This window comes from Pseudoalteromonas sp. NC201, assembly GCF_002850255.1.
In the GTDB taxonomy this organism is placed as follows: domain Bacteria; phylum Pseudomonadota; class Gammaproteobacteria; order Enterobacterales; family Alteromonadaceae; genus Pseudoalteromonas.
Map to the genome: position 1 here is coordinate 2553969 of NZ_CP022522.1, position 18200 is coordinate 2572168.

The window sequence follows — 18200 nt, forward strand, 5'->3', positions numbered from 1 at the left end:
AAAAGGAATCCACTTGAAGCTTGGAAAACGCTTACAGACTTTGCATGATGTTGTTACTGAAGACTATCAACATATTTGGGACTGCTGCTGCGATCATGGCCAGCTTGGCGCACAGTTTTTAGATTCGAGCCAAGCGCACATACACTTTGTTGATGTAGTCCCAGCGCTTATCGCGAAAGTGAAACTGGATCTCACACGCTTCTTTCCAGAAGCCGAAACGCGCTATAGCCTTTACACCCAAGACGTTGCGAAGATCCCTCTTGCACAATACTCAGGCAGGCAATTAGTGATCATCGCAGGTGTTGGCGGCGACTTAACCGCAGAACTGATGACAAGTCTTTGCTGCAATTTGCGTGACGAGGTCGATTTCTTGCTTTGCCCAGTTCATCATCATTATACCCTGAGGCAAACCTTGCAATCTTTGCCACTTAAGCTGACCCATGAATCACTGGTTGAAGAAAATCGACGTATTTACGAAGTGCTCTATCTTACTTCAGGTAAGACTGGCGCTGCCATAACCCCGTTGGGCGAAGCGATTTGGCAACAAGGAACGCTTTCCAAACGCTATTTAGAGAAAACGTTGGATCATTATGCACGAGTTGCCAAAGGCAAACCCGAAGCGCAAGCCATTTTATTGGCTTATCAACACCTTACACTATAAAACACAGCGCACTCAGCCAGACTAGCTGAGCGCCATAACTTAATCGCTGATAGAGCCCACTGTTACGCTTTTGCTTGTAAGCATTGGCAAGCTGATAGCTAAAACCGATACAAACAAGTACACAAGCAGTAGAAAACCAAGCAAATAGCGAGCTTAAAGGGCTTACAAACCAAACCAATAAAGGAGCGATAAGTAAACTTAATAGCATTACCATGCCCGCGAAAGAATGAATATTACACGCTCGACTCGGCGAGGTTGTGTATGGATCGGGATCCATAGGAAAGAAACCTGCAACAGCGGTTGCTAGACCATGACAAACAATCAAACCGCCAATAACACCTAACGCCCAGTTCCCTTCGGGTACCAAGATGATATAAAAACCAAAACAACAAAATAGCAAGGCTAAGGGGTAATTATTAACTGCGGGAGACAATCGTTCTGTTGGACTACCACTGGCACCTAACTCACTACAAAATTGATTTTTGTGACTATAGTTTGGATAACGCTTGGCAACGCCATACACCCCTACCAGCATCCATATACTTGCTAGTATGCCAAAATAACTCACCAACTCTTGCAACATCACGCCTATCCTTAATGCGCTAAATTTATGTCTACACACTTTATACTAATTTAGGAACATACGAAACCAAGCAGCTGCATTCAATTTAGTGTATTTTCCAGCGCTCCAAAATAGCTTGTTGTTGACCTCTTTGACTTAATTCCGCTAGTGCGTGCTGCAAGCGGTTCGCAAGTTCATTGGGAAACTCTGCATTCACCGCCAGAGCCAACTCACTTGGGAAATGCTCAAGAAGTAACTTATGCTCAATTGCTTTTGGGTCCAGTTTTAGGGCATTTAGTTCTTTCTCGAGTGTTAGTGTGTTGGTTAGTACAAAATCAATCCGGCCCTTAAACAATAAATTCCAAAGACTTTGGTAGTTTGACACTAATACCAACTCATAGCCTTCAGAAAAGCCAGCTTGTTTGAGAAAGGTTTCACTATAGTAACCGCGTATGGTTCCAGTACGATAGCGCTTTGCAGCGTCAAGATCGTTTATTGGCGTTTGAGATTGTTTCAGGCCAATAAGTGATGCGGACGTATGGCACATAGTCCCCAAAAAGCGGAAATAGACTTCCCGAGTTGGTGTTTTTAGCCAAGATAACAGCACCACATTAGGTTTAGTTTCTAATTCGTGTAACACACGTGCCATCGGCATTATTTCAATTTTAGCATCAACATTTGCTTTATCTGCTACCGCTTGAGCAAGCTCAACCAAGCCACCATCCACTTCGCCTTGGCCATTGATAAAATGATAGGGAGGCAAATCTTCCGCAACAAAATGCACAGTTTCTTGCAGCGAAGCAATTATTTTGGTTGATGCAAGTAGCGCTACAAGGAATAAAATTTTCCTAATCATTTTATCTCAATAAATTAAATAATCATTCGGTCAGTGTGCCCGTATTTGCATTGCAATTCAATCAGCAGCAATGGCTAGATTGCTTCAGAAAGTATTTCATTTGATAATCCAGTACATCATGTAGTAATGGTTTTACCTCGCCATGGGTACAGTTAGCTACTTATGACCCGCGTTTACCGCTGCCAGACCTTGCCAATCTTCTAAATCTTGTTCTGGCTTTTCAGCACGAAATTGTTGATACAAGGCAATACCTTGCTCATCTTCTAAAATATCGACTTGTACGCCCTTACTTTCAAGTAACGGCTCATTGCCTGAAGCATTAGTGATATCCCCTACCACGACTCGCTGAAAACCACGCATGTAGAGTAATGTTGCGCATACGTCACAAGGACTTAGGCTGGTATACAAAGTGGTTCTACTAAAATCAATCCGTCCCGCATCTCGAATTGCCGAGGTTTCACCATGGTTATATGGGTGGCTCTCTTGTACTAACGTATTATGTCCTTTACCTACAATTTGATTGGTCTCGTTATCAACAATAACCGCACCAATTGGGCAACCGCCCTCTTCATAACCCTTTTTTGCCAGCAAAACAGCAATGCGCATAAAGTCTTGATCGCAAAGCTTACGCGTAAAGTCGCTATCGAGTAATACGCCAAGACTCTTGGTTGGCATATGTGCAATGGCATTGAGCGCTTCGCTATTTACTTGGGTTTCTGCGTTGAGTAATACAGTCATTTTTTTATTCCTTGTTGTATTATATGAACCGAGCTTAACACTATAATTTGGCGCAATTATGAAGTACCCAATCACATAGCTTATCTAACCAAGGTTTTGCCACATCAAGCGGCCAACCACAATTGATCCGCAGATGATCTTGATACAACTCACGACTTGTAAATAAGCTGCCTTGGCGAATCTCAACCCCAAGTTCAGCTAGACGTAAAGCGAGTGCATCACAGTCAATATTAGGCAGTTTCAGCCATAATGCCATTCCGCCCTGAGGGGAAGATATTTTACAGCCCTTTGGTAAACGCGATTTCAAATAGCTTTGGTAAGCGAAGCAGTGTGCCGCTAAGGTGCGATTAAGCGTCCGTAAATGGCGCTGGTAATGTCCTGTCTCAATAAAGCGTGATACCGCCATTTGTAAACATTGATTTGGCATGCCGTGAAACGCCTGCATGAGCGCGGCCACTTGGCTTTGATAACGCCCAGCTTCACACCATCCAACTTGCAAGCCCGGCGCTAACGTCTTAGACACTGAGCTACACCAAATTACATATCCGGCTTTATCCCACGCCTTTATCGGTAAAGGCATTGTGTGATTATGGCTCAACTCCCCAAAGACGTCATCTTCGATAATCGCCATTTGATACCGCGCAGCAAAATCCGCAAGCCACGCATTTTGTTGCACAGATAGACTGTGCCCCGTTGGGTTTTGATGATTTGCTGTAAGCAAACACACTGATACCCTTTGCGTTGTCACTACCTGTTCTAAGGCTTCTAGGTCAAGTCCTTCTGGCGTCGTTGGGATCTCAATCACCTTGAGCTGTAGCGTTGCAAGCAGTTGCAATAAACCTTGATAACATGGTGACGGCACCACCACACAATCCCCCGCTTTTGTAACAGCCTGCAGTCCCGCCATCACGGCTTGAATACAGCCGCCAGTCACCACGAGATTATCAGGATTCAGCGCCAACCCCTTTTGTTTAAAGTGCTTGGTTAGATTCTCTCTAAGCGACCTCAGTCCCATCGCATTGGGATAATGAAAATGGTGATACTGAGGAGAGTCGAACGCTTGCTTTATAAACTTAGTCAGGCGATCTATGGGCATCAACTCGGGTGCTACTTGCACCGTCGATAACATCGTATTGAGCCCTACGACAGAGGGTCTTAACGCACTTTTAGGAGATTTCACTTCACTCGTAAACATGGCAAAGTCAATGTCACTATTTTTCGCTTTCGGTTTACAAATATAAAAACCAGATTTCTCTTGAGAAGCTAAAAAGCCATTATCCTGTAATTCCTCATAGGTTCTAATTGCGGTACTCATGCTCACGCCATGCTGCTTGGCAAAGATCCTAAGTGAAGTCATTTTTTCACCGCATTGACGCTCACCAGCGTTTATCTCTGCAATCACCTGCTCACTTAATGTAATAAACTTCTTCGCCATCTGTACCCCTAACAACCAAGAATTCTGTATCTGTACTGCATTTTTACCGAAGTTACACTGTAATTCCAGTATTCGTTCACAAATGGGATTGACACATGACGATGACACACAACCAATGGCAAGCATTACCCCAATTGCTCACTGAGTTTTCTAAACTTACCGAGGCGTTTATACAGTCTAGCAATAGCCGCCCAGTCGCAGGTCGAGATATTGCTCCGCCCGACCTAACACTCACAGAGTCTGGAATTGCATTTGAATCACTGATAGAGATTTTTAGTAAACAAGTAGTGCCAAACTTAAGCACCAGTATTGGACCTAGGTATTGGGGATTTGTCACTGGCGGCGCAACGCCTGTTGCCACCTTTGCCGATTGGCTAGTGTCAACCTATGACCAAAATGTCTCAAAAGGCGATGGCTCCATTGCGACCAGTATAGAGCGGCAGGCCATTCGCTGGCTAACCGAATTATTCGACCTACCAGCAAGCTTTGATGGTCTTTTTACTACAGGGGCGACAGCGGCAAATTACTTAGGTGCGGTCGTAGCTCGCCAGTTTGCAGGACATCAACAAGGGATCAATGTGGCAGAAGATGGAGCCTTCGGTTTGGAAGTTGAGGTTTTTTGCGCGACGCCCCACGCGAGTATGATTAAGGCGCTTGGTCTTGCAGGCCTTGGCCGCAACCAAATCACTAGAATCGCAACGCAAGTAGGCAATGAGGCTACGGATATTGCAGCGCTTGAGTCAGCGCTTACAACAAGTAACGCCAAAGGAAAAGTTGTCATCGCCAGTGCCGCCACGGTTACTGGCACTAATTTTGATGATTTAATTCAGATCCGCCATTTATGCGATAAACACCAAGCTTGGCTGCATGTTGATGCTGCATTTGGCATTTTCGAGCGTCTGATTTCTGGCTCAGAAGGTCGCACTAATGGGCTAGAGTTAGCCGATAGTATCACCTTGGATGCACACAAGTGGCTCAATGTACCATACGACTGCGGTATTTTTCTCACTCGTCATTTGCACTATTTGGTTGAAAGCTGTGATGTTCCAGCTCCTTACTTAGTCACATCAAAAGCCGAACCCGACTTTTTTTCGATGGGTGTAGAAAACTCTCGTCGATTTAGGGCGCTACCCGTTTGGATGTCATTACTTGCGTATGGTAAAGACGGGATCCGTCAATGGGTAAGCAAAAATATTGCGCAAACTAAACAACTTGCAGACTGGTTTACTGATTCTCCAGACTATGATTTAGTCTACTACGGAGAGCTCAACGTAGTGCTTTTCAAGCCAAGTGGCAAAGATGACGCAGCAACAACCGCCCTTCTTCATGCCATTAATGCGGACGGCCGTATATTTGTCAGCCCAGGGAGTTGGCAAGGACAGAAGGTGATCCGTGCTGCGCTCAGTAATTGGCAAACGGAGCAAATTGATTTAGACATAGCAAAAAGCGCATTAACCGAATTAGCTAAGGCGCTTTAAGATTATAATATTTGCAGTTAGCTAACGCTGTGGTTAGGAGTAATACTTTGCGCCAATTTGCGACTGTATTCCTCAAAATCGATATTGCTTTGCTCACCAAGTCCAGCCACCGCATGAGAAATAAACTGCGGTGGTACAAATAGATAAGTACGTTTTTTAAATTTCCAATGACGCACGATGTGCTTGGGCTGATGCTTGTCTTCATCTAACCCAGCCAACGAAAATAAATCTTGCCAGTCACTCTCGGTATCGCCTGTCGACTGGGCAACGCTTTGTGGTTCAATACTGAGCAAAATTGCCGACGTTTGTGGCACACCCATCAACAGCTCACCAATAAAAAAGATGCTACCACTGCGGCACAACTGCTGCTGCGCTTCCGTCATCTCAGATTGCTCTGCCATCTTCGCCCTTTGATATTGCATACCATTAAACATAGACTTGGCAAAAGGCAGCTGCTTTTCAGAAAACTCTCGATTTAAGACATGCTGAAACAGCGCTTTGCCGAGCGTATTACCTACGCCATCGTGACTAAAAGTGCCTTCTTCCACATTGGTTTCAATGAAAAGCCCTGACTCTACCAAAATATTTTTCACAGCTTGGTAGTTAAATATTGAAAACGGCTTACCCGTCACCGGATTTGTTGTCGACGTCACCGCTTTTGTCATCGCAGCAAAAAACACACTAATATCAACGAATGCACTTTTTAAGTCAGTGTCAAAACTCTGAATGCTATCCGCCGTTGCACACAACATGATATTACCCGTTTCATTAAACACATAATGTTTAGTAATTGGGGTATATATTGGCTTTGATTGCAGTTTTGACGGTTTATCTTGCTTGCTAAACCAAGTTGAGAACATTGTTTACTCCCAACATTAACTGTCCTTTTTAGTCGTTTTACTGGCTGCTGTGGTTTGCGGCGGTGCGGCTATGACACTTCGCATTGATTCAATCAGGTTATTAAACTCTGGATCTGACATCGCCTCATTGAGCGATGCCGCTTGCTTAACAAAAGCAGGAGGAACGAATAAATAAACAGACTTACAAAGTGTAAGTTGTATCTCCGTATGGCCCCCTTTTAAACAAGGGCCTGCTTGCCACACCGATTTGACATCATTGGCATCCGCTGAGATAACAATTGGCGCAATAGAAATAGCACCGAGTAAATATTCGCAAACAAAAATGATGGTGCCGACCTTTTTGTCTTGACTGTCGGAACTCGCACTAATACTTACCGAGGCTTGCCCCATACCAGCGATCATATCCATCAATGATTTACCTATGGAGGCTAAATTACCACTGAGCCCTAGTAAAGTTTGAATCAACTGGCTCGATAGTGTGACCCCTGTCTGTTTACTCTCAAACTGAATATTACTCTCTGTCACTTTGACAAAAAGACCTGAACTTGAGACTAATTTATTGAGCGCGTCATAGTCATATAAACTCGTGCCTGACTCTGCCATCGCCTTGGTTAAAGCAGCAAAAAATACACTCACTTCACCAAACGCATTTTCAGCTTCTTGCGGCAATACACTTCCACCTGCGGTACTGTTTAGCGTACTTGCGATAAATAAGTTGCCGGTGGCATTCACTACAAATTGTTTAGTCGCTGGCACTTCATTGCTGTTTGTCGTCGTTAAATTAGCGGCTCTGGTTTGTGCATTACTCACAACAGTGCCGGGTTGAGGTGTTGACATACTCGTTCCTTAGATCTTGGTCTAGCAGATATTCTTCTTATGTCGATTTAGTGTAGTCGCATTTTCAATTACTTAAAATTTACTTTTGTGATTTTTTACAACCCAACCTATGTCGTAAAAACAGCACTAAAATAAACTGGTGGGCGTACCCTGATGATGTAACAACTGCCACTTATCATTTTGCTCGACCCATAAAGATGACCGATAAGCATGCTCTGAAAGCGTGCCATCAGTGTTCCGCCATGCGGAGCGATAAGTAAGAAGCAAAGCGTCACTATTCATATAAGCACAGTGAAACTGCTCTGCTACTACCTCCCCATCTGGCCATTCTTCTTCATTCATTAAGCATAGGATCTGGCCTAAGTTATATTGGCTTCCAGAGCGTCCAACCTCAATAAATTGAGGGTGAAGGAGTTCGCGACACAGCGCCATATTATGCCTATTTTCTTTGCGGTGAAGCGCACACTCCTTCGCGATCACTTGCTTAATAATTGACGTTGAACACATCAGAGCAGGCTAAGGCTGTTTATCAAATACGATGACGCCCTCTGGGATGGTATACCAGCCTTGCTTTTCACTAACCCATGCATGGGCCGTCGGTTGAATAAGGCGAGTATCGTCCAAATTACTTGGTTTGAGTTTAATTGAATTCGGCTCTGCTGGATTAAAGTGGTAAATGCGATTGCCGCAAGTTGGGCAAAACTTAGCTCCGCTAACGTTACCGCTGTCAGCAGGGCGTCGCCATTCCTTCATCGGACCCGAAAATTCAATATCGTCTTTATCAACAATGGCTGTAATGCTAAATGCGCTGGTTGACAGTTTTTGGCAAGCCTTACAATGACAGGCGACCACCATTTTAGGTGCTGCTTTTAACGTGTAGCTTACTTCACCACATTGGCACGAGCCGTTAATTGGAAATGTCATAAAATATCCTTGCTTAAGTTCGGTCTAACTTCATTGGAACAAATCTAATACCGTTTTTCTGTGCTTCTTGCCCTGTCGCCTGAAAACCTAGCGCAAGATAAAACGATGCTGCATTAAGCGATGAACATAGCGAGATTTGAGCTGCGGATGTACTCGCTAACACAGTATCTAATAACTGCCGGCCAACCCCTTTACCTTGAGCTGACTTAGCAACAAATAAATGGGTGAGGTAGTTACCGTCTCTTAATAAAGCAAACCCGATCAGCTCACCGTTTATCAACGCCTTGGCACCGACAAAGTTGGCGTTGCACATGACTTGAGTTACTTCAGGTATTATTTCGTTTAGATAAGTGTCTTTGCCAAGCTGCGAAAAATTCGGTAAGACGTCAGCCTCTGAGACTTCACGCATTAACCTTTCGATGGCATCCGCATCCTCGCCCTGAATCGCATTGATGTTAATCTTCACTTATGACCTTTTGATTTATTGCGTGCTTACATTTCTGGCAAACATTATCCCAAAAAAGCAATGCATTGCCGCTAGGCTAAATATTAACTTACTTAAACTGGCATCGAAAAACCAAATGCCAATAGCAAATACGGGATGCATAGCAACCATTACCCACCAGCACACTCGGCCAATGTTGTAGAGTGGGTAGCCATGTTTGTTTTGGAAATTTAATAACCCAAACGCCCAAGGCAACAAAGTCCAGACGAGTGACATACAAAGTAATAGCGTTACAACAACCTTAATTAATACTTCCCCGAGCATCTATAACCCCTCAAGTGAGGTACGCAAAACCTCTTGAGGTTTAATATTGAGCCCATCGCGTCCAAACGCAAAACTATCTCGCTTATAGCGGGGGAAAATATGCAGGTGATAGTGGCTCAATTCGTTAAAATGCCCGTTGTTTTGCACCAGCGTAATCCCATCTGGGGAAAATTTACGCTCAATTCGCACATAAAGGTCACGCGCAACGCGGTGGATTTCAGCCAGTATGGATTCAGGGACCTGAAGAAGCGTTTCATAAGGGGATTTGGGGCAAATTAAGATATGGCCAAAGTTTATGGGGTCGTGATCGGCAAACGCAATCACCTGCTCTGATTCATATACAATAACCGCTTCAATATCTCTAGCAACTATCTGTTCTACAATCGTCATCAGCTACTTCTCCTTAACCTGATTACATAGAGTAATGTACCTGAGCGACTCTCTTCCTGCCAGTGATATATTCTATTTTCTCCTTTGTTAAGTGAATAATTTTCAAGCCCAAATTAACTCACAACCTATTTAAACCAGTTACATTATTCAATGAATAACCCTACAAGGAATACAACATGTTAAAAACGTTGGTTACGGTGGCTTTATTAGCTTTTGGAAGTGTAGCCAGTGCCGCAAATCACGCAGCGACCCATCATGCGATTCATTATGAAGGACGCGTCAGTAAAAACTATGCCGATGGCAGTGTGAGTTTTAATTGGCCGGGTAGCCAGCTGCATACCAAGCTCACTGGTCGTGCCTTTCATATCGAGTTGATGGGCTATGGCGATCAATTCGATGTATTGATTGATGGCAAATTTACAAAAAAGCTAAAGACCAACGCCAATGGTGTTGCGGAGACCTTCACGCTATTTGAAAGTACAAAGACAGAAACCGTCACAATTGAACTCGTTAAACGCTGGGAGCACTATGACCACAATACCCAGATCCTAAGTGTTGATGTGGACGGAAAATTAGACTCAATCCAGCAGCCACAGCCCCATATCTTATTTATTGGCGATTCAATTAGCGCAGGCTTTGGCAGTGAGTCCACTCAAAGACAGTGTGAATGGAGTGAAATTCTTGATTTAAGTAACGCGCATAAAGCATTTCCGTATATGAGCGCGCAACAGCTGGGAGCCAGTTTTACCCAAGTTTCATACTCAGGTTTAGGCTTAATTCGAAATTGGGGCGGCAATCAACCACATCATACGTTGCGTAGTTACTACGACAAAATGTCAGCAGTATTTACCGACAACACTGACTTTGAAGACAAGTTTCCACAACTTATCGTCATTGAAGTAGGCACCAATGACTTTAGTACCGATCCAACCCCTGCAGAGCCTTGGCAAACTATTGATGAAGTCAAAACGCAGTGGGTAAAAACGATGGTCGTTTTCACCAAACAGCTGCGTGCAAGATATCCTGCAGTCCCCATTATTTATATGCCTCGTCCGGCATATCCATATAACTTTATTATTCCAGCAACTCACGATGCAATTGCAAAGCTTAATCAGCAAGATATCAGTAAACTATACAGTCATACATTCGACTCACCATTAGAAGGCTGTGTGTGGCATCCAACCGCTTCAGAGCATCAAGACATTGCTGAGAAACTCGTTACCTTTATCAAGCAGCAAGCACTTCTCTGAGCATATGTTCAGCGTTATTCAGTGAGATTAAGCTCGATGTACTGAATAACACGCAAACCATTTACAAACTTTCACATTGTTTTTTATACAAAAATTCACAACAAAAAATCAACTCACCCGCTTTAAAAACAAACTAATGAGAACGATTTTTATTTGTAAAAATAATACTTGTTGAGATTTATACTTTTTCAACACGTAAAGCCGGTACTTTGAACGACCCACATTAATTTCACTTTTCACAACAAAAATCACCAAGGATAACCTTTTGGCAATAACTCCCCTCTTTTCAAGCACGCAAAAACATGATTAAGATCGTTACGTTATAACATTTTTAAAAATAATCATTTGTATCAAATAAATGATGGTTCTTTTCACATTCGTTTTTGCAGTTGGAATAACAAAATGACAAGGTCACTCCTGACAGTTAGCGTGCTTAGTAGCTTATATTCTTCACTTAGTGTTGCCGAACAATCCATTGAAACAATTGATGTGCATGGCACTCGCGCGCCTCTTTACAGCACAAGAGACGTGAACGCTTCGGCGTTGGGGATGAAAGATCCACAGCTTCTTCCTATTTCCATTCAATCATTTTCTGAAGAACTGATCAGCAATCAAAGAGTAAAAACGCTAGGCGAAGTGCTTGCCAACGATGCTTCTGTTCAAAACACCTCAATTGGTACGGTTTTCGACTTTGTGAGTCTGCGTGGCTTTCAACTAGATTGGACTAACGGTCTAAGACGCGACGGTTTAGCGCTTGCCCCCTACCAAGATGTACCGCTAGAGAATATTCAGCGCATTGATATCGTTAAAGGCCCGTCAAGTCTCGTATCAGGCTTTAACAACCCCGGCGGTACCATCAACTATGTGACAAAGCGCCCTACCATGGACGCCTTTTTGGATGTCACAACGGAAGTACGTAGCCGTGGAGGAAAGTATTTACACATCGACCTCGGTGGGCCAATTTCCGAAGAGCAAACGCTCGGCTATCGTATTAATGCCGCAGCAGAGAAAAACGGTGACTTTACCGGTGGTGATGACTTAGAGCGCTATTTCTTTAGTGCAGCACTGGATTGGCAAGTCTCAGACCGCCTATTTATCCGATTAGACGGCGATTACCAAGACAAAAGCACTGTATCACAGCCTTTGATAGGACTTGCCAGCGACCCCAATGATCCTGACCGTAAAATATTACCGCCCTATGTCGACACCAGTGATGTCTTGCTCGGACAACCTTGGGCAAAGTATCAAACCGAGTCATATAACCTTGCCGCACGTGCTGATTTTTGGTTGAACGACACCTGGCAATGGGTAAACCAAGCTGCGCTTTCTGGTAATGATAGATTTACCGTTTTTCCTGATATCTACTCGGTTGATACACAAGGTAATGTGCTGTCTGCCGCTATCCACATTACCCCAGACGAAACGTATGACACACTCTCCGCACATAGTTTTGTCAGCGGTCAACTTACCACCGCTGCAATTGAACATGAGCTAGTCGTCGGCGTTAGTATTCGTGATTATGAGTCAAAGGATGGGCGTTGGTTTGAGTTAACCAACCCCGTTGGCAATATTTTCAATCCAATTCATAGCAGTAAACCGCAGTTCCCTGATTATCCAGAACCAACCAAAACTGAAGCCTCTGAAAGCGCGTTATTTATCACAGATACCTTGCACTTTAACGATGTATTTTATGCCACCTTAGGGCTGCGTCATATTCAATACAAAAAAGAGCAAACTCTACCTGGCCAAACTAAAACCACGCTAGACGACCGAACTTTTAATACCCCCATCATAGGTCTTAACTACAACCCAAGCGATCAGCTCGCGTTTTATGCCAGTTACTCAGAAGGCGCGGGGGAAGGCGGCGTTGCAGTCATCGGCAGCGGTGCAATAAACGAGGGCGAATCACTCGGCCCACAAGAAAGCGAACAAATTGAAGCTGGCATAAAATACCAAACGGACACCATGAACTACTCGATAGCCGTCTTCGAAATAGAAAAAATGTTGGAGTACCACAATCACATTACTAACTATTTCGTGCAAGACGGTGTCCAGTCACATAAAGGTATTGAGCTCAATGCTAGTGGTTCATTGGCTCACGGTCTTGCAACCGTAGCATCCATCACCTTGATGGACCCCAGCTTAGATAAGCTCGACGGCGAGCCCGCGCTTAATGGCAACACCCCAGCCAATGTGCCTGAATTTCAAGCAAATCTCTATGTCGACTATCAGCTGCCATTTTGGGAGGCGTTAAGCATCAATGCGGGTATTTTCCATGTTGATGAGCGCGAACAAAACGTCAATAACACGCTAAAGCTACCAGCCTACACGCGCTTCGACTTGGGCGCTAAATACCACTTTACTGACATTAACACCACGCTACGACTCAAGGCCGAAAACCTGTTCGACAAAGAATATTGGCTATCTGGCGGTGCCAAAGGCATAGACTGGGGAGTCGCTCCCGGTCGTGGCCGCACCTTTATCGCCTCATTAAGCGTGAGCTTTTAAGGATAATTCATGACTACACCTGTTATTCAAATCAATAACCTGCAAAAGCGCTTTGGTGAATACCAAGCGTTACAGGGATTAAACTTGAGCGTACATCAAGGTGAAATTCTAGCGCTGCTAGGCCCAAATGGTGCAGGTAAAACCACCACGATTAATTGCTTACTGGGCTTTTTACAACCGGATGCCGGGGAAATCACCATCGCTGGAATTAATCCACAACATGACGTAGTAACGGCAAGGCAGCAACTGGCTTATATTCCTGAACAAGTCGCGCTCTATCCGCGACTTAGCGGACTTGAGAATCTCGCGTATTTCAGCAAAATGGCCAGCATAGAAAAGACCGACGAGGCCTTTCGCACACTGCTCAGTGAAGTAAAACTGCCAAGTCACGCTGTAGACAAACCCGTTGCAACCTATTCAAAAGGGATGCGACAAAAAGTGGGCATAGCCATTGCCCTCGCAAAACAAGCCAAGGCATTGATCTTAGATGAGCCTACATCAGGTCTTGATCCTTCAGCCAGCCATGAATTTAGCCAGCTCATTCAGTCATTAGCAAAGCAAGGCGTTGCGATTTTAATGGCGACCCACGACTTATACCGCGCTCAAGAAGATGCTCATCGCGTGGCAATTATTAATCAAGGGCAATTAGTCGATACCTTAGTCTATGAACAACTGCAAGAAGTCCAACTTGAATCCGTTTACCTCAAACATATCAAGGTGGGTGTCTGATGTTTCAAACGACATTAAAAAAGGAATGGCTCGATACCAAGCGGCAGGGACAAGCGCTTTGGCTTGGAGGCATTGCAGTATTGCTGCTCTTGCTTGCCTGCTTGACCGGTTTTAAAAGCCACCAAAGCTATCAGCAAGCCGTCACGGAAGTGTCCCAATCAGAGCAATTACGCTGGCTAAATCAAGGTGAAAAAGGTCCCCATTCCGCCGCCCACTACGGTATTTATGTGGTCAAACCCACCACCCCATTGGCTGCACTCGACGCGGGATTACAAGCATACCAAGGGAATGTGTTAAGGCTTGAGGCTCATATTCGCAACGATAGCATGTTTAGAAGTGCGCAAGATAACTTGCCGATGTCACGTTTTGGTAGCTTATCACCCGCCTTTGTGCTGCAAGTGTTACTACCGCTATTGATTATATTAATTGGCTACCCACTACTTGCCCGAGAGCGTGAGCAAGGCACCTTAAAACAACTGCTCGCATCGGGCGCAAGCCCTGCAAAGCTGTTTATCGCCAAATGTGCGCTGCTTTTTGCTATTTCTTGCTTATTTTTATTGCCTGTCGCGCTTTTTTTACTTTATAGCCAAGTAACAAGCGCGGAGCCTCATACACTCAGAAGTGGACTATTTTTACTATTTTATTTGGTTTACTTATTGCTTTGGTCGTTACTCACCACCACGCTTTCAAGTTTACTTCCAACGGCAAGGCGCGCATTGGTAGCGCTATTAACCATTTGGGCCCTTACAACACTTTTACTACCAAAACTGGCGATGAATATCGCAACCACCATTCATCCGCAAGGTTCAGGTCAAGCGTTTCAAGCAAAGCTTGAAAGTGAGGTTTATACCGAGGCACGAGTTGAAGCAATCGCAAAGTTCAAACAACAAACATTGACTCAATATGGTGTTAGCAATGTGGAAGACTTGCCCTTTGACTATGCCGGAGCGCAACTCCAATTTGGTGAACAATACGCAGATAAAATCTTTGACCGCTTATTTTCAGCGCGTTTAGCTCAACTAGAAGCGCAATCACAAAGCTATCAACTTGCAGGAATGTTAACGCCGTTTATCGCGATACAAACGCTGTCGATGGCCACCGCCGCCAGCGACTTTACCCACCAGCAAGCATTTGAGAATGCGGCAGAGCAGCACCGCCGCCTGATGCAAGAGGTGCTTAACTTTAATCAAAGAGATCACGGTCACAAGGCGGACGGACATTACACCGCGGGCGAGGAATTATGGCAGCAGATCCCAAAGTTCGCATTCCAATACCCCAATTTCATTCGTTACCTGCCTCACTACGTTATAAGCCTGTTTAGCCTGAGCTTTTGGTTGATTGCGCTGGTGTTATTGAGTTTCTTCTCGATTAAAAAACTGCGCTTGGAGGAGCAAAGATGAAACGCTTAATGTTAGCTACTGAGTTTAAAAACCTCTGGCGAGAAAAACTCGTACTCGCGCTGTTTGTGACCACTACCATGCTTGCACTAGTGGCATTTTTTAACGCCCATTACTTTGCTAAAAAACAGCATGACGTGGTACTTGCCGCACAGCAAATGCAGCAACAGGCCATCCAAGATGCCAAAGCTGGATTACCCGAAAGACTCGCCAGTACAGCAGACTATAAATGGTGGGAAGACCCATACGACCTGCGCGGGCAGGCTTTTTACTTAATGCAAAATTACGCCACCAAAACCCCGCTTGCAACGTCGCCAATCGCAACAGGGCAAGCCGACGTATTACCTTACTATTTTAAGATGCTAATCAAAGAAAAACAGCACATCGTTCATCAATATGACTATGTTCATCCGCTATCTCTGTTGTTAGGCCAGTTCGATTTAAGTTTTGTGATTGTCTATTTACTGCCATTGCTCATTATTGGCATTTGCTTTAATGCCTTGGCAAGTGAACGCCAAGATGGGCAGCTAAGACTACTGATGCTTCAAGGAGGCAGTGCGACCCGCCTTCTGACCTATCAATTATTGCTGCGAAGCGCGTTAATTGTGCTGCCATTTTTAAGTATTAGTAGCCTGCTTTTAATAACAATACGAGAGCAGCTAGGGGTGGTTGAACTGCTGAGCTATAACCTTATCGCACTATGTTATTCTGGGTTTTGGATTGCCTTAACCGCTTGGGTAAATAGCAGAGCCAAAAGTGCAGCAAACAACGCAGCTACCTTAGTCACCTGTTGGCTTGCCTTAGTGATTGTGGTTCCAGCTTTGGTCAATACCAGCATCGCTTTGCTTGACCCAACCCCTTCACGAATTCACTATATAGATAGCCTCCGTGCCGCTAGCGACGATGCCCAAAAAGCGAGTGAAAAGACCTTAGCTCAGTATTTTCAAGATCATCCAGAACTTGCGAAGAATGGCAGTGGTTCCAGCGATTACGCAACCAAAAAAATCGCCACCATTAATTCTGTTGAACGCGCAATGACAGCCCAAGATTTACGCTTTTTAACTGCGCAACAAGCACAGCAACATAATGCACAAAAGCTACAGTATCTCTCCCCCGCACTCATCGCACAAACACTGCTGGTTGATTTAGCGGGCAATGGATTAGCACGTCATCACGCCTTCATGGCGGAAGTTGAAGCTCATCATCAAGCACTACAAGGTTTCTTTGCCAACGAAATTGCCAAAGCCAACCAAAGAGGAGACTTTGCTCCTTGTGAGGGTTGTAGCGCAAAGCCAACGCTCACGGACTTAGCTGATATTCCTCAATTTAGCAGTGACTTTGCCACACCAGTGAACAACTACACGCCATTAATCTGGTTGCTGCTACTAGCCGTCGGCCTGCTCCTTATAGCAAAACGCCGTGTCAACAAGATAGACAGTGCAAACAACAAAGAGGTGTTAGTCGTATGAGTGATGCCTTCACTGCAAAATTGCATCCGCAAACGCAGAGCCTGCTATCGGAGCACCAAGCCAAGTTATTTGAATGGGCGGCAGCATTGGGAGCGCCGCTACATTTAGTGTTTCCTCAGCGTTTTGCGGAAAATATCGAAACCCTGCAAGCTAACTTAATAAAGCTCGGGCTTGAACATGAGATTTATTTTGCCAAAAAAGCCAACAAAGCCCAATGTTTTACTCAAGTCGCGTCCAATCACGATATAGGAATAGACGTGGCTAGTGTGCAAGAGTTTGAACTTGCCCTAAGCGGTGGTATTCAAGGTGTAAAAATTGGTGTATCTGGTCCGCATAAATCAGATGCACTACTTAGCTTAGCACTTGTGCATCAAGCACTTGTCGCCATAGATTCAAGTGCTGAGTTAAGCTCCATCATTACACTGGCCCGCCAGCGAAAGCGCCCAGCGCGAGTGCTACTGCGTTTACAAACACAACCAACTAAAGCCTCACGCTTTGGTAGTTCGCTGTGCCAGCTTACGCCGCTATTAGCACAGTGCCGAGAATACAAGGAATGGGTAAGCTTAGAAGGATTTAGCTGCCACTTAAGCGGGTACTGCCCACAAGCACGTGGCGAGAGTATCCATACCTTAGTCGGTGCAATAGACGAGGCCAAGCAAATGGGGCTGTCGCCATCAAAAGTGAATATTGGCGGTGGCCTGCCCGTCTCCTACTTACAGAATGAGCAGTGGCAACAAGCCTTGGACTTTGAATGCTTTTTTGCAGATAAAACCTTTGCAGGATTTTATCCCTACCATAACAAACAAAGCCCTGCGGACACCTTACACGCTATTTTGGCAGTGAAGAACGCGCATGGACAAACCGCATTAGCGGCATTACGCCAAAGGAACCTTACATTGATGCTTGAACCTGGGCGCGCACTGCTCGACGAGGCTGGCATTAGCTTGTTTAAAGTGCAAGGGACAAAGCCGCACCTAGGCACATCAGACTGCCATATCGCCACACTTTCGGGCTCAAGCTTATCATTGTCAGAACAGTGGTTTGAAAGCGAATACTTGCCGAGTCCGCTGTTACTCACGGCACATTCAAACCGCAAACAAGGAACGTATCGCGTTGCTTTTGGCGGCGCAACCTGCCTAGATAACGACATGATAAGCTGGCGGTTTATTCCCTTGTCGCAACTACCGCAGCGCGATGACCTAATGGTTTACCTCAACACTGCAGGATATCAAATGGATTCGAATGAATCTGAATTTCACTCTATGCCATTGCCACGAAAAATCGCCGTAACGTGGGAGCACAACAGACTTTCTTGGCAACTACTTAGCTAGAAAAAC

Annotated in this window: 19 protein-coding genes; 8 read left to right on the plus strand and 11 right to left on the minus strand. The window is 44.8% G+C overall.

Annotation, left to right across the window (positions count from 1 at the left end; all coding sequences use genetic code 11):
• The first annotated feature begins 13 nt into the window (after positions 1–13).
• A complete protein-coding gene (locus PNC201_RS10875) occupies positions 14–661 on the plus strand; it encodes a tRNA (adenine(22)-N(1))-methyltransferase TrmK (RefSeq protein WP_102057045.1) in 648 nt (215 codons plus the stop codon).
• Here the strand turns inward: PNC201_RS10875 and PNC201_RS10880 are convergent.
• The 4 genes from PNC201_RS10880 to PNC201_RS10895 all read right to left on the minus strand — a co-directional run bounded on the left by PNC201_RS10880 (position 651) and on the right by PNC201_RS10895 (position 4252).
• Positions 651–1244 (minus strand): DUF998 domain-containing protein, encoded by a 594-nt coding sequence (locus PNC201_RS10880; protein WP_102057046.1) that lies wholly within the window; start codon positions 1242–1244, stop codon positions 651–653. The two genes, PNC201_RS10875 and PNC201_RS10880, sit on opposite strands and share 11 nt — an antisense overlap.
• Before the next feature lie 85 nt (positions 1245–1329).
• Positions 1330–2079: a substrate-binding periplasmic protein gene (locus PNC201_RS10885; RefSeq protein ID WP_102057047.1), complete on the minus strand. Its 750-nt coding sequence runs from the start codon at positions 2077–2079 to the stop codon at positions 1330–1332.
• A 156-nt stretch (positions 2080–2235) separates the two neighbouring features.
• The gene (locus tag PNC201_RS10890; RefSeq protein WP_102057048.1) at positions 2236–2817 is read right to left on the minus strand and encodes a nucleoside deaminase; all 582 of its coding nucleotides are present in this window, start codon (positions 2815–2817) and stop codon (positions 2236–2238) included.
• Between the two features lie 40 nt (positions 2818–2857).
• Positions 2858–4252, minus strand: a complete 1395-nt coding sequence (locus tag PNC201_RS10895) for an aminotransferase-like domain-containing protein (RefSeq protein ID WP_102057049.1) — start codon at positions 4250–4252, stop codon at positions 2858–2860.
• Positions 4253–4347: 95 nt separating this feature from the next.
• Between PNC201_RS10895 and PNC201_RS10900 the strand changes: the two genes are divergently transcribed.
• The gene (locus tag PNC201_RS10900) at positions 4348–5730 is read left to right on the plus strand and encodes a pyridoxal phosphate-dependent decarboxylase family protein (protein ID WP_102057050.1); all 1383 of its coding nucleotides are present in this window, start codon (positions 4348–4350) and stop codon (positions 5728–5730) included.
• Between the two features lie 17 nt (positions 5731–5747).
• Here PNC201_RS10900 and PNC201_RS10905 read toward each other — a convergent pair whose 3' ends face one another.
• The 7 genes from PNC201_RS10905 to PNC201_RS10935 all read right to left on the minus strand — a co-directional run bounded on the left by PNC201_RS10905 (position 5748) and on the right by PNC201_RS10935 (position 9510).
• Positions 5748–6590, minus strand: coding sequence for a hypothetical protein (locus tag PNC201_RS10905; RefSeq protein WP_102057051.1), 843 nt, complete (start codon positions 6588–6590; stop codon positions 5748–5750).
• A gap of 15 nt (positions 6591–6605) precedes the next feature.
• Positions 6606–7427 (minus strand): hypothetical protein, encoded by an 822-nt coding sequence (locus tag PNC201_RS10910; protein ID WP_010605150.1) that lies wholly within the window; start codon positions 7425–7427, stop codon positions 6606–6608.
• A gap of 126 nt (positions 7428–7553) precedes the next feature.
• Positions 7554–7934: a nuclear transport factor 2 family protein gene (locus tag PNC201_RS10915; protein ID WP_102057052.1), complete on the minus strand. Its 381-nt coding sequence runs from the start codon at positions 7932–7934 to the stop codon at positions 7554–7556.
• Positions 7935–7943: 9 nt separating this feature from the next.
• A complete protein-coding gene (locus PNC201_RS10920) occupies positions 7944–8351 on the minus strand; it encodes a GFA family protein (protein ID WP_102057053.1) in 408 nt (135 codons plus the stop codon).
• Positions 8352–8364: 13 nt separating this feature from the next.
• Positions 8365–8817, minus strand: coding sequence for a GNAT family N-acetyltransferase (locus tag PNC201_RS10925; protein ID WP_102057054.1), 453 nt, complete (start codon positions 8815–8817; stop codon positions 8365–8367).
• 15 nt (positions 8818–8832) lie between these two features.
• Complete coding sequence (locus PNC201_RS10930; RefSeq protein WP_010605154.1) at positions 8833–9120, minus strand: hypothetical protein; 288 nt, start codon at positions 9118–9120, stop codon at positions 8833–8835.
• Positions 9121–9510 (minus strand): HIT family protein, encoded by a 390-nt coding sequence (locus tag PNC201_RS10935; protein WP_010605155.1) that lies wholly within the window; start codon positions 9508–9510, stop codon positions 9121–9123.
• Positions 9511–9686: 176 nt separating this feature from the next.
• Between PNC201_RS10935 and PNC201_RS10940 the strand changes: the two genes are divergently transcribed.
• The 6 genes from PNC201_RS10940 (at position 9687) to PNC201_RS10965 (ending at position 18194) form a co-directional block, all read left to right on the plus strand.
• Positions 9687–10760, plus strand: a complete 1074-nt coding sequence (locus PNC201_RS10940; RefSeq protein WP_102057055.1) for an SGNH/GDSL hydrolase family protein — start codon at positions 9687–9689, stop codon at positions 10758–10760.
• Between the two features lie 402 nt (positions 10761–11162).
• Entirely contained in the window at positions 11163–13268 is a 2106-nt protein-coding gene (locus PNC201_RS10945; protein WP_102057056.1) for a TonB-dependent siderophore receptor, read from the plus strand.
• A gap of 9 nt (positions 13269–13277) precedes the next feature.
• Positions 13278–13997 carry an ABC transporter ATP-binding protein gene (locus PNC201_RS10950; RefSeq protein WP_039497249.1) on the plus strand — a complete coding sequence of 240 codons (720 nt, stop codon included), beginning with the start codon at positions 13278–13280 and terminating at the stop codon, positions 13995–13997.
• Complete coding sequence (locus PNC201_RS10955; protein WP_102057057.1) at positions 13997–15397, plus strand: DUF3526 domain-containing protein; 1401 nt, start codon at positions 13997–13999, stop codon at positions 15395–15397. Before PNC201_RS10950 ends, PNC201_RS10955 begins: the two co-directional genes overlap by 1 nt.
• Positions 15394–16863: a DUF3526 domain-containing protein gene (locus PNC201_RS10960; protein ID WP_102057058.1), complete on the plus strand. Its 1470-nt coding sequence runs from the start codon at positions 15394–15396 to the stop codon at positions 16861–16863. Before PNC201_RS10955 ends, PNC201_RS10960 begins: the two co-directional genes overlap by 4 nt.
• The gene (locus PNC201_RS10965; RefSeq protein WP_010605161.1) at positions 16860–18194 is read left to right on the plus strand and encodes an alanine racemase; all 1335 of its coding nucleotides are present in this window, start codon (positions 16860–16862) and stop codon (positions 18192–18194) included. Before PNC201_RS10960 ends, PNC201_RS10965 begins: the two co-directional genes overlap by 4 nt.
• Positions 18195–18200 lie beyond the last annotated feature (6 nt).

Coding starts and splice junctions, on each gene's coding strand:
- PNC201_RS10880 (WP_102057046.1), bottom strand. CDS start 1,244: ATGTTGCAAGAGTTGGTGAGTTATTTTGGCATACTAGCAAGTATATGG.
- PNC201_RS10885 (WP_102057047.1), bottom strand. CDS start 2,079: ATGATTAGGAAAATTTTATTCCTTGTAGCGCTACTTGCATCAACCAAA.
- PNC201_RS10890 (WP_102057048.1), bottom strand. CDS start 2,817: ATGACTGTATTACTCAACGCAGAAACCCAAGTAAATAGCGAAGCGCTC.
- PNC201_RS10895 (WP_102057049.1), bottom strand. CDS start 4,252: ATGGCGAAGAAGTTTATTACATTAAGTGAGCAGGTGATTGCAGAGATA.
- PNC201_RS10900 (WP_102057050.1), top strand. CDS start 4,348: ATGACGATGACACACAACCAATGGCAAGCATTACCCCAATTGCTCACT.
- PNC201_RS10905 (WP_102057051.1), bottom strand. CDS start 6,590: ATGTTCTCAACTTGGTTTAGCAAGCAAGATAAACCGTCAAAACTGCAA.
- PNC201_RS10910 (WP_010605150.1), bottom strand. CDS start 7,427: ATGTCAACACCTCAACCCGGCACTGTTGTGAGTAATGCACAAACCAGA.
- PNC201_RS10915 (WP_102057052.1), bottom strand. CDS start 7,934: ATGTGTTCAACGTCAATTATTAAGCAAGTGATCGCGAAGGAGTGTGCG.
- PNC201_RS10920 (WP_102057053.1), bottom strand. CDS start 8,351: ATGACATTTCCAATTAACGGCTCGTGCCAATGTGGTGAAGTAAGCTAC.
- PNC201_RS10930 (WP_010605154.1), bottom strand. CDS start 9,120: ATGCTCGGGGAAGTATTAATTAAGGTTGTTGTAACGCTATTACTTTGT.
- PNC201_RS10935 (WP_010605155.1), bottom strand. CDS start 9,510: ATGACGATTGTAGAACAGATAGTTGCTAGAGATATTGAAGCGGTTATT.
- PNC201_RS10940 (WP_102057055.1), top strand. CDS start 9,687: ATGTTAAAAACGTTGGTTACGGTGGCTTTATTAGCTTTTGGAAGTGTA.
- PNC201_RS10945 (WP_102057056.1), top strand. CDS start 11,163: ATGACAAGGTCACTCCTGACAGTTAGCGTGCTTAGTAGCTTATATTCT.
- PNC201_RS10950 (WP_039497249.1), top strand. CDS start 13,278: ATGACTACACCTGTTATTCAAATCAATAACCTGCAAAAGCGCTTTGGT.
- PNC201_RS10955 (WP_102057057.1), top strand. CDS start 13,997: ATGTTTCAAACGACATTAAAAAAGGAATGGCTCGATACCAAGCGGCAG.
- PNC201_RS10960 (WP_102057058.1), top strand. CDS start 15,394: ATGAAACGCTTAATGTTAGCTACTGAGTTTAAAAACCTCTGGCGAGAA.
- PNC201_RS10965 (WP_010605161.1), top strand. CDS start 16,860: ATGAGTGATGCCTTCACTGCAAAATTGCATCCGCAAACGCAGAGCCTG.